The 11672-nt window shown below is 42.4% G+C and carries 8 protein-coding genes and 2 pseudogenes; 5 read left to right on the top strand and 5 right to left on the bottom strand.

Going from position 1 to position 11672, the window contains the following annotated elements:
- Window positions 1-37 precede the first annotated feature (37 nt).
- Window positions 38-1132 (top strand): hypothetical protein, encoded by a 1095-nt coding sequence (locus V7K89_RS30130; protein WP_335193875.1) that lies wholly within the window; start codon window positions 38-40, stop codon window positions 1130-1132.
- 39 nt (window positions 1133-1171) lie between these two features.
- Window positions 1172-1582 carry a hypothetical protein gene (locus tag V7K89_RS30135; protein ID WP_335193877.1) on the top strand — a complete coding sequence of 137 codons (411 nt, stop codon included), beginning with the start codon at window positions 1172-1174 and terminating at the stop codon, window positions 1580-1582.
- Window positions 1583-1642: 60 nt separating this feature from the next.
- Here the strand turns inward: V7K89_RS30135 and V7K89_RS30140 are convergent, their stop codons facing one another.
- From V7K89_RS30140 to V7K89_RS30160, 5 genes and pseudogenes are all read right to left on the bottom strand, one after another.
- Complete coding sequence (locus tag V7K89_RS30140) at window positions 1643-1813, bottom strand: hypothetical protein (RefSeq protein WP_335193879.1); 171 nt, start codon at window positions 1811-1813, stop codon at window positions 1643-1645.
- Between the two features lie 149 nt (window positions 1814-1962).
- Window positions 1963-2144, bottom strand: a pseudogene (locus V7K89_RS30145) (IS4 family transposase); the annotation flags it as partial.
- 563 nt (window positions 2145-2707) lie between these two features.
- Entirely contained in the window at window positions 2708-5221 is a 2514-nt protein-coding gene (gene ptsP / locus V7K89_RS30150) for a phosphoenolpyruvate--protein phosphotransferase (RefSeq protein ID WP_335193881.1), read from the bottom strand.
- 60 nt (window positions 5222-5281) lie between these two features.
- Window positions 5282-5476: a hypothetical protein gene (locus V7K89_RS30155; protein WP_335193883.1), complete on the bottom strand. Its 195-nt coding sequence runs from the start codon at window positions 5474-5476 to the stop codon at window positions 5282-5284.
- A 424-nt stretch (window positions 5477-5900) separates the two neighbouring features.
- Window positions 5901-6032 (bottom strand): annotated as a pseudogene (locus V7K89_RS30160) (IS5/IS1182 family transposase); the annotation flags it as partial.
- Window positions 6033-6357: 325 nt separating this feature from the next.
- Between V7K89_RS30160 and V7K89_RS30165 the strand changes: the two are divergent.
- From V7K89_RS30165 to V7K89_RS30175, 3 genes are all read left to right on the top strand, one after another.
- Complete coding sequence (locus V7K89_RS30165) at window positions 6358-7113, top strand: PPC domain-containing protein (RefSeq protein WP_335193885.1); 756 nt, start codon at window positions 6358-6360, stop codon at window positions 7111-7113.
- 754 nt (window positions 7114-7867) lie between these two features.
- A complete protein-coding gene (locus V7K89_RS30170; protein ID WP_335193886.1) occupies window positions 7868-8647 on the top strand; it encodes a peptidylprolyl isomerase in 780 nt (259 codons plus the stop codon).
- Window positions 8648-8675: 28 nt separating this feature from the next.
- Window positions 8676-11612, top strand: coding sequence for a peptidase domain-containing ABC transporter (locus V7K89_RS30175; RefSeq protein WP_335193888.1), 2937 nt, complete (start codon window positions 8676-8678; stop codon window positions 11610-11612).
- Window positions 11613-11672 lie beyond the last annotated feature (60 nt).

Consider the following 11672-nt stretch of genomic DNA (forward strand, 5'->3'; position numbering starts at 1 on the left):
ACAAATGCTCTGAATGCGGTAACTAAAAAAGACATTATTGGATGGTTCACCCACTGCTGTTACTATATTGCACCCAACTGAGAACCGCTATAATACCCAAAATTTGCTCGTGCGCGATGGGGCATATGTCGATGCCAGCATATATGGTACAGGTAAGGGGGGATCTTTAACAGTTACTGCTAAAGATGTGCAAGTGATTGGTACCTCTACTGACGGTCGCTTCAGGAGTGGCATGTTTACTCAAGCTTATTTAGGGATAACTGGGGATGGCGGAAACTTGACGATTAATACCCAACGTTTGCTTGTGCGCAATGGCGCACAGGTAGATGCAGAGACATATGGTACAGGTAAGGGAGGTTTTTTGAATGTGACTGCTAAAGATGTACAACTGATTGGTACCTCTAGTAATGGTTACTTTCCCAGTGGCTTGTTGACTTCCACTCACTCAACCGGAGATGCCGGAAACTTGAAAATTGATACCCAACAGTTGCTTGTGCGCGATGGGGCACTGATAAATGCCAGCACATCGGGTGCAGGTAAAGGAGGTTCTTTAACTGTTACTGCTAACGATGTGCAACTGATTGGTACCTCTAGTGATGGTCGCTTTGGCAGTAGCTTGTTAGCTTCTACTGACTCAACAGGGGATGCAGGAGGTTTGAAGATTAGTAACGATAATTTACTTGTTCAAGATGGGGCAATAGTAAGTGTGAGCAGCTCAGGTAAAGGAATTGCAGGGAATTTAAATATTGATTCTGCCTCTATCCGTTTGAACAACAACGCTACTGTTAATGCTAATACCCAAGCTGTCAACACTGACCTGAGTAAAGAACAAGCTACTATTACTCTGCACTCTGAAGATTTACTATTGCTTCGTAACAGCAACATCACCACTAACGCTTCTGGAGAAAACGTCATTGGTGGCAATATCAACATTAATACTGATATTTTAGTTGCATTTGACAATAGTGATATCAGTGCAAATTCTACTGACTTTCGAGGAGGTCAGGTGATAATCAATGCTAAGGGGGTATTCGGCACTCAATTTCGTGATGTACCCACCCCAAACAGCGATATCACTGCTACAGGAGCTAATCAGCAGTTGAATGGTACAGTGCAACTCAATACACTATAAGACCCCACAAATGGTTTAGCGGAGTTGCGACTGTAAGTAGTGGATGCCTCACAATTAATCAACCAAAACTTCTGTGCCAGAAGAGGTAATAGCAGTTTCACGATCACTGGACGTGGTGGTTTACCTCCTTCTCCCAACACTGTACTTAATAATGATACAGTTTGGGAAGATTGGCGAGTCACTGCTGTGCCAAGACAAGCAGGAGAGTACAGCAGCAGGGAAACTCTTGAGAAACAAAGTTCAGCACTCAGTACACAGATTGTGGAAGCTCAGGGGTGGATAGTGAATGCTAAAGGTGAAGTGATATTAACAGCTGCTGCACCAACGCCAACACCCCACGGCTTGAAGAATTTACCCTTTGGATGTCAGCCAGAGGAGGGATTTCCAAGGAATAAATTACTCAACAAAAATCATAAGGCCAATACTTCGGACAAAATTAGGCAGCAATAACACCGTAAGAGCGTAAGTTTTAGTAGTTAGGATGGGATTTAATGACAGTCGGCGAAAGTCCTAACTTGAAATAAAGGTGTCGAGCAAATGGTCATTGAGTGCCCGTCGTTTGAGACTCGCCATTGAAAAGACAAAGGGTTTTTCACCTGAGTGCTGTCGATGAGCATCAAGCTTGGCAAGATTTAAGGCGGTGAAACTGGCATTGAAATGAAAGTTCAAGCTTTTTGACATCACGGGCTTGACAATCACTCAGTCTGGTAAACTGTTTAGCATCGCGGAAGATAAATTTGATTTGAAAGTGCAGTTTGTATAAACGATAAATCTCGTCTGCTGATCACTCGTGAGAGGTTAGAGTAATTGCACATTTGTCAAGATGGTGCGGGAAAAGGGGATAAATCCAGCTTTGAGACTGGCTTTGCAGAGCTTTGACTACTCCTAAATCTTGATTCTCTTTTGCAGCGAAGTACTTAACAGGGTCATCGGCGTTGCCTTTGTCATAAGCAACACTGAAATGGTATAAACCGCGATAAATCATCTCTAAAGAACATGCTGACAATGGCAAAAGAATTGACCAGCTTGATAGAAAACTAGACTTACATCTCCAAAAATATATAAATCGAAAAGATGTTGAGCAGATGCTTTTTGGTCAAATCAACGAGAAGGTTGACCACAAAATCAAAAAAGTTCTGTTTTATACCCGTGATCTTCAAAGCTTTTTACAGCGTGATTCTGATTTCAAAATCCGAGAATACACTAATGAGGACTAATTAAATAGCCTCTGGAGATTCACTTTGAGATTAATACTTAAGGAGGCAAAAAGATGATATTAAATCTTCAACAATTTACTACAGAATTAGAATCTTGTAACAATTTTAAAACTTACTTATAAGACTTGCCCAGCAATCAACTTGGCGGCGTTACTGCTGAATGCGATCGCAGTTAAGTCATTGGGGATTCACCTTATGTAGGAGTCGGACTTTATTCAGAGAATAAAGGCGTTGCAGTTTCAGGTGGCGTTCAGGTAGGTGCTACTAATAACGTTTTTGTTGGTGCTGGTTACAATTCTATTCATGGCTTTAACGGGCAATTGGGAATAAGATTTTAATGATTAATTAGGAATTAGTATTAGGCAGGGGGAGTAACTGAAGTTGAGATTAGTTCTCTGACATGAAGTGCGGAATCTTGTTGTAATGCTGATGCCACGATCGCTTCACTTTCAACTATACTTAACCGAGCGATCGTCTGCTTCACTCCAGGTATACTTTGAGGATTTACGCTCAACTCATCCAGCCCTAAACCTAATAAAATTGGTGTTGCTAAAGTATCTGCTGCCAATTCTCCACATAATCCTACTGAAATCCCCGCTGCATGGGCAGCTTGGATAATTTGCTGCACCATTCGCAATACGGCTGGATGTAGCGCATCAACCAAATTTGCCACGCGGGGATTAGTGCGATCGCTAGCCATGACGTACTGACTTAGATCGTTAGTGCCGATACTAAAGAAGTCTACTTCAGCGGCTAACCGATCGGCGATCACTACTGCTGATGGAACCTCCACCATAATTCCTACTTTCATCGCTGCATCAAAGGAAATACCAGCTTGATTTAGTTCAGCCTGCACTTCACCCAAAATTACCTTAGCTGCACGTACTTCAGTTACAGTCGCAATCATTGGCAACATGATTTTAATTTGGTGTCCTACACTAGCTCTCAAAATTGCCCGTAACTGAGTTTTGAAGAGTTCTGGATGATCTAAACAAAAACGAATTCCCCGCCAACCTAAAAAAGGGTTAGCTTCTGGGAACCCTACTTTGAGATAGGGAAGTGGCTTATCACCACCGACATCTAAGGTACGAATAATTAGCGGCCGATTATCTAAAACTTGGGCGATCGTCTGATAGACTAATAATTGTTCTTCTTCAGTCGGGGCGCTTGTTCGATCTAAATACAGAAACTCAGTGCGGAGTAGTCCCACACCTTCTGCACCGCTAGCCACAGCAACTTGCACATCATTTATACTACCAATATTGGCGAAGACGCTAACTTGCCGACCATCACGAGTAATCGCTGGCTGATGTGCCGTAGCTCGTGCTTCCTGTTGGGCAGTTTGCCAAGCTGACTGCTTTGCTGCCAGTAAATCCAGGATATCTGATTCTGGTTCTACCCAAGCTCTGCCACTTTCACCATCAAGTGCCATCAGTGTACCATCAGCCAAGTGCAACACCTGGGCATCCACTCCCAAAACTGCTGGAATACCCAACGTCCGGGCGATAATTGCACTGTGGGAGGTGGCGCTACCAGAAGTAGTACAAATACCCAACACTTTTGTCGGATCTAGTCCAGCCGTATCTGAGGGGGTTAAATCAGTCGCCACCAAAATCGCTGGTGACTGAAGATGCAGATTAGCTGCAGCATTCCCAGCTAATAATCGCAGCACTCTTCGCCCGACATCTACAACATCGTCAACTCGCTCTTGTAAATAAGAATCCTCAAGTGCGCGGTAGGAAGTCACTACTTCATCGACTACAGCTTGCCAAGCTGCTTCAGCATTTATATGGTTGTCTAAAATACGCTGATGAGCCGCTTCCAACAGTACTGGATCTTCTAAAAATAGTAGTTGGGTATCGAAAATGGCGGCTTCAGTATCACCAATTTGCAGAGATGCTTGTGAGAAAACTGCTTGAATTTCTTGTCGGGCAGTGTGGATTGCTGTCTGTAATCGTTGCCACTCTACATCAGGATCGTCTACGTGGTATTCCGTAATCGCAATGTGAGTAGGTTGATAATGAACAACAGGTGCGATCACTACTCCACCAGAAGCTGCAATCCCCAAAAGTTCGCCGTGAGTTGCTGGAGCAACTTCATGGTGAAAAGCTGGCGGAGAATTCAAGGCAACATTATCTTCACCAAAGTTATTGGCAAATAATACCTGTAATGCTGCCAGCACCTCATCTGCATCAGAACCAGTGGCAGTAATCAACAGTTCGTGTCCTTGACGCACCCCTAAAGTTGTAACTTGGTTAATACTGTCACCCCTGACTAGCTCAGTACTTCTTGTTAAATTCCGTACCAGAATTTGGGATTGAAACCGGGCTGCGGTTGCCACAAACTGCGCTGCGGGACGGGCGTGTAATCCCAGGCGATTGCTCACAATCAGCCGGATTTCTCGCGTTGGCGATTCTATATTAGTTGTTATTGGGCTGACAACTGACAACGGACTACTAATACCCAATTGAGTTGCTTTTGCTAAAAGTGCGCCACGTGCTTCCGCCAGAACTTGGTGAATATCTCTACCAGCCGCCGCCGCTACTACAGCAGCGATCGCACCTTCTACTAGAGGTGCTTCACACAAATACACTTTCTCCTGCTGGGCTTCTGGCAGAAACTCGATTGCCATTTCCGCACTCAGCAAAGCACTACCCAAATCCATTAATACCAAGACACCATCATCAGAAAAAACAGAAGCGATCGCCTCATAAACCTGAATCGGATCAGTACCCAATGGATTTTCAGAATCTTCAATACCTGCTGCAACAGCAATGGTAACTTGGCCTTGAACCATCTGCGCGGCGAGTTCCCGCACACTTAAAGCTAGTTGTTTACTGTGAGAAACGATAACAATTGCGATCGCGGCCACACCGTCAACCTTGTTGAGAGGTTTGCGTTTAGCTAGTTATCCATTCATTTTCCCATTTTGCTACAATTGCAACTGCCCGAAAATATTCCGGTCTTTCCAGCTAGAAATGCGAATAAAATAGCCTTCTTTTATGGAAATACGTGGTGTCCATTCATAAACTCCATCGCTAGCAGTACGGGAAGAAATGTTTTGGATAAGTTTGTTCCCATCGTACAACTTAATCGAGACATCACCATCAAAATTATCCTGGCACAATATTAAAAAAGGTTGATCTTTTTTGGAAGTACTTTACCAACTGGCTGATCGATCAAGATTTTAGGTTTCCCTTCTGGGAATTGAACAAATAAGTTGATTTACCGCCGTCAACGGTAATGAGATTGCCTTTGACTCCTAATTTAGGTAATACAGCATTTTGTATCCAAAGAAGTACATCCTTACCTGCCTTGTAAAGGGGGAAAATTCCGAATCTAGTTCCTTCCCCTTTCTAAGGGGAGCCACTGCGTTGGGCGGCCAGCCACTCTTGTTGCAAGCAAGTGGCGTGAGGGTTAGGGAGGGGTATTTTTGTACTTCATTAACTTGCAATCTGTAGTAACTCGTCACCTTTAACACCATCTTTGTTTAGAGTACCGATAACTTGATACTTATTTGCTTGGTTTTGGGCGTTAAGGCGATGGCAGTACGCTTGTGCAAATAATTTCTTTGCTCCTGCTTGGTCAGATTCGGATACTGGTATCACTATAACCATTAACACCAATCCAAGAGTGTCTATAAGGAAATGGCGTTTATATCCTTTTAACAATTTACCTGAATTCTAAATAAGACTTTTTATGACTAAATAATACAAATCACTTGGAATTTAATTTCAAACACCTAACTATTGAAGTCTTTTTCATGCTGTGTTTCTTGAAAAAACAGTTTAATTTAGATTCATGGTTAAACAACAGGTTCTGAACACGGCAGGCACAAAACCAAACGGCTAAGGCTCTATTGAAAATAATAAATAATATTTATTTTCATCAAATTATAAACCGCTACATTTCAAAAAATATCGGTTCAAATAAAAGCTTTACCTCTGTGCAAACCACAACTTACCTGAACTTGACCAGTTCACAATCAACATCTAAAGGACGAAAAAAATGACACTTTCCAATCTTGGTACACTCGGTAGCACCCCTGTTGTTAAAAATAACTCTGATTTAACTACAACAGACCCAACGGATGTCTTTCAGTTCAAAATTACCAATTCCAGCAACATCAACCTGTCTTTGACAAATATCAGTGCTGGCGATGATGCCGACATCGCATTGTTTCGAGATGCTAACAATAACGGTGTACTAGATAGTTTTGACAGACAAGTTGGACTTGTTTCCACTCGGGGAAGCAACCAAGATGACGCAATTAACTTTAAAACTAGCTCAGGTACTTTTTTTGCTGAAGTATCTCGCTTTGCTAGTAGTTCAGGCGATGTCAGTTACGATTTAGCCTTGTCTGCGACTAAACCTTCTGGAACTTTACCGATTTCAGCTAGTTCCAGCAACCTTCTACCTAAGGAATTTGTACTTGGTCAGTTGTCAGGTAACGTCACTCGTGCAGGTAACGTCAATAACCAGAACACTACCGATGTTTATAGCTTCTCTTTGGGAATTCGTGAGAGGGTTGACATTATATTAGACGGATTAAGCACTGATGCTGACATCCGGCTGATTCGAGACTCTAACAACAATCGCATCGTTGATGCAGGTGAGGTAATTGCCAGCTCTAATAATGCAGGTATTACTTCAGAACTGATTTCCAACATTGAAGGACGTGGTGACTACTTCTTGCAGGTCACTGAATTCACTGGTAGCACTAACTACAATGCGACTTTTAGCTCGTTCTTCATCCCTGCTTAAGTTTAGGCATTAGCAGTGGTAAATAGTACTTGAAAGTTTTGTAGAGCAATGCTTTCAAGGATATGCAAATGATATAAGCGGCAGAGAATCATACTGAACTTTGCTGCTTTTATTCCACACTTTAGCCAACATAATTGCTCATACGAGCGATCGCCTAAATGCTAAAAACATCAAGTTAACCATCAGAAACCTCTGGTAACTCAGAGGTTTTTCTGTATCAAGTTACAACAAACTTTTGGGTGTTACCAAGGTTTGCCAAAACTATCGCCTGACGCCAGCTTTCGCCTAAGTAATATCGTGTCCTCATTAAGACTGTAAGGGAGCAGGGGGCAAGGGGAAAAAGAGTTTTCAGGTTTTTGCACAGATGCTGGAATTATAACTAATTAGGCGGACATGATATAAGTCGGTGGTAAAAAATACAACGATGTTAAGAAAAATAAATGAGGCTAAAACCCTTTCCCTCCTGCCTTCTGCCTCCTGCCTCAAAACCCGTAACTTTGTACTTCATGCAAATGAAAACTGCTGTATAAGACTTTTTATGACTAAACAATACAAAGCATCTGGAATTTACTTTAACAAACACCTAACTATTCAAGTCTTTTTCATGCAGTGTTTCTTGAAAAAACAGTTTAATTTAGATTCATGGTTAAACAACAGGTTCTGAACACGGCAAGTACTAAACCAAACAGCTAAGGCTGTGTTGAAAATTTCTAAATTTTATGGTTGCACGGCTCAAATATTTGCACACATAAATATGAATAAAACATTACAACTAGGCGATTGCGGTCTTTTACCGCCAGAAATAATCCCCTTCTTAGCTAGTTACAACCTAATCCCGCAATTGTTATCTCAGAGCATTATCGAATCTGCGATCGCACCAATCACCTGCACAGAAGCCGAAACATCCCATGCTCTAGAGCAATTTTATCAGCAGTGGGATTTGACAACCAAGCAAAAAAGCCAAGATTGGTGCTTACGTTACGGTTTGACTCAAGAACAATTAGAACTTTTTGCCACCCGCAAGCTCAGAGTCGAAAAATTCAAACAACAAACTTGGGGGCATCAACTAGAATCTTACTTTCTCAAATATAAAAGACATTTTGATAAAGTCATTTATTCTTTAATTCGGATTGACAACAGAGGAACTGCCAACGAACTATTCTTCCGAATTACAGAAGGAGAACAATCTTTTTCGGAACTAGCACATGAATATTCTCAAGGGCCGGAAGCTGATACAAATGGCATCATCGGCCCAGTGGAACTTGGTACTATCACCCCCAATTTTGCTCAGTTACTTTGCACAAGTCAAGTGGGTATAGTTCAAGCACCCGTACTCTTCGGAGAATCATGGGTGATTGTACGTGTGGAAAAGTTTCTAACTGCACAGTTGGACGATTTTATGCGTCAGCGATTGCTGCAAGAAAATTTTGAAACTTGGTTTAAACAACAACTGAATCAACTCTCACCAGAAGAAAAAACCTGGATGGGAATCAACACTAAACCAGCACAGCTTCAAGAAGCATTCGCAGCTTAAAAATCATCAAAATCGGGTATAGAAAATTATGACAAATACAACTGTGGATATTCAAGAATTTATTACTGATTTATTTCCTTTCAATTATCTGTCACCAAATGTTTTAGAAAATTTGCTTGACAAGGTGCAATTTTGTCGCTATCGCATTGGGCAGGTAATAGTAACTAGGGAAGCTATGCCCAATTGGATTAGCATTATCTACCAAGGGCAAGCGCGTTTATTAGGTTACAATTCCCCAGGACAAAATCCGGCGACACTGAAATTACTTTCTCAAGGAGAGGTTTTGGGTTGGGTAAGTCATGTGCGGGGTATTGCTTGTGAAACTGCGATCGCTTCTACTGAAGTTATCGCTATTAATCTACCTATTGCTGGTTTTCTAACCTTACTCAAGCAGGAAGAGGCTTTTGTGCAAGCGTTGCAAAATAAGATTACTCTTTTAGAAGTGCATGAACTGCTTACCGAAGAACTCAGCCGTCGCGCAGATGGTAGCAGAAATTTAGTTAAACTTGCCCAGGCTGCAACTGAAGTTGCGATCGTTCAAACAATTCCTGCACGCAAAGTTTTCCGCCACCAGTTAGATTCAGAATTTTTGTGGTTAGTTAGCAGTAATTTTGATGCTGAGTTCCCCGTGGGTAGTCGCCTAGAGTTAGATGAACTTAACCCTAAGCTGAAATTTAATGTAAATATGCGTCTGCTGGGATTGCCCAAATCAATATTTGGAGAAAATCTCGCTTCTCCTATACCAAAAACACTCTTACCCGTAGAGATTCCCTACGCCTCAGAAATTACTGTCATAGAAGAACCAGCAACTAAAGGTAAACAAAAGAAGTATCCTTATATTAAAGGTAGAGGCCCGCTTGATGCTTCCCTAGCTTGCTTCCAAATGTTGAGCCAATACTTTAATATCCCCTTACGCAGAGATACATTACGGCGGGTGTTGACAAAGCAGCACGAACACAAGGGTATTATATCTCTGCAATTTTGCGCCGCTGCTGCCGAGTTAATGGGGTTGACAACACAAATGGTAAAAGTTCCCGCCACCGCAGTCGGACGCTTGCAATTACCAGTAATGATTTCTTGGCAAGATAGTTTTGCAATTATTTACAAAAATAGCAATCAAGAGTTACTCATTGCCGTTCCTGAGATGGGACTACTACGCTACAAACTGCGAGACTTTGCGGAAAACTGGGGAACTGAAGGAGAAGTACTGCTCCTGCAAACCAATAAAAACACTCCCAAGGCGCGGTTTAGTTTGAATTGGTTTGTACCTTCATTGCGGCGCTATCGCAAGGTATTAATTGAAGTACTAGTTGCTTCCATTGTTATTCAACTGTTTGGGTTGGTAAATCCCCTCGCTACCCAGGTAATCATTGACAAAGTACTGGTTGGTAACAGTCCTGATACCCTGGAAGTTTTCGGCATCTTTTTGCTGGTAGTAGCAGTCATCGAAGCAATACTCACCAGTGTCCGCACTCACTTATTTACAGATACCACTAACCGAATTGACCTCACCCTTGGTTCTGAGGTAATTAATCACCTGTTGCGTCTGCCATTATCTTACTTTGAACGCCGTCCTGTGGGAGAATTGGCAACGCGAATTCACGAGTTGGAAAATATTCGTTCTTTCTTGACTGGTACAGCTTTAACTGTGGTGATGGATGCTGTATTTTCTGTAGTTTATATTGTGGTGATGGCGGTTTACAGCCCAGTGTTGACCTTGGTAGCTTTAGCAACAGTGCCGTTGTTTGGTTTGCTCAACTTGATGGTATCACCTTTGATGCGGCGACAATTGCAAGAGAAAGCAGAATGCAATGCCGAAACGCAATCTTATTTAGTGGAAGTGATGGGGGGAATGCAGACAGTCAAGGCGCAAAATTTAGAAATGCGATCGCGTTGGCAATGGCAAGAACGCTATGCTCGTTACATCAGCGCTGGTTTCAAAACAGTCTCTACCCAAACTACCGCCAGTTCTGTTAGCAGCTTCCTCAACAAGTTTTCCAGTATGTTAGTGCTGTGGGTAGGAGCTTTTCTAGTCCTCAATCAGCACCTAACCTTGGGACAACTCATCGCTTTCCGCATCTTGGCTGGTTATGTCACTAGTCCCTTGTTACGCCTAATGCAACTTTGGCAGAACTTCCAAGAGACTGCTCTATCTCTGCAACGCCTTGCTGATATTCTAGACACTCCTCAAGAAGTAGAAATCGGTAACTGTCAAAATATCCTCATGCCCAGTATTCAAGGTAGTGTCTGCTTTGAAAATCTCAGCTTCAGTTTCTCAGAACACGGGCCATTGCAACTGTGCAATATTAACTTAGATTTTCCTGCTGGCTCCTTTGTAGGAATTGTTGGTCAAAGCGGTTCGGGTAAAAGCACACTGCTAAAATTATTACCCCGACTTTACGAACCCAAGTCCGGCAAAATCTTGATTGATGGCTACGATATCAGTAAAGTAGAACTTTATTCCTTACGTCGTCAAATTGGTATGGTGTTACAAGATACCCTACTGTTTGATGGCACAGTCCGCGAAAACATTGCCTTGGGATATCCTGATGCTAGCGATGAAGAAATTATTACTGCTGCCAAAATAGCTTATGCCCACGACTTTATTATGTCTCTGCCCAGTGGCTATAATACCCGTGTTGGCGAACGAGGTTCGGGACTGTCAGGGGGACAACGCCAACGAGTGGCGATCGCTCGTACTGTCCTGCAAAATCCGCAATTACTTATCCTTGATGAAGCTACCAGCGCCTTAGATTACAATGCCGAAGCCCAAGTTTGCCGTAACTTGGCAACAGCTTTCCAAGATAAAACAGTGTTTTTCATTACTCACCGCCTCAGCACAATTCGCAATGCCGATGTCATTCTAATGATGGATCGAGGTGCTGTGGTAGAACAGGGAACTCATGAAGAATTAATGGCGCTCAAAGGTTATTATACCAATTCTCTAAAATTGGACTACAGATGAGAGAATAAGAATAAACCAGATGAAGGATGAACAATGTCAGGGATATATCAGCTAGAAATT

The sequence above is a fragment of the Nostoc sp. genome, assembly GCF_036917515.1.
Lineage (GTDB): Bacteria > Cyanobacteriota > Cyanobacteriia > Cyanobacteriales > Nostocaceae > Nostoc.

Excerpts from the sequence above, each read along its gene's own strand:
- V7K89_RS30165 (WP_335193885.1), top strand. The coding sequence starts at position 6,358 with ATGACACTTTCCAATCTTGGTACACTCGGTAGCACCCCTGTTGTTAAA.
- V7K89_RS30140 (WP_335193879.1), bottom strand. The coding sequence starts at position 1,813 with ATGTCAAAAAGCTTGAACTTTCATTTCAATGCCAGTTTCACCGCCTTA.
- V7K89_RS30170 (WP_335193886.1), top strand. The coding sequence starts at position 7,868 with ATGAATAAAACATTACAACTAGGCGATTGCGGTCTTTTACCGCCAGAA.
- V7K89_RS30175 (WP_335193888.1), top strand. The coding sequence starts at position 8,676 with ATGACAAATACAACTGTGGATATTCAAGAATTTATTACTGATTTATTT.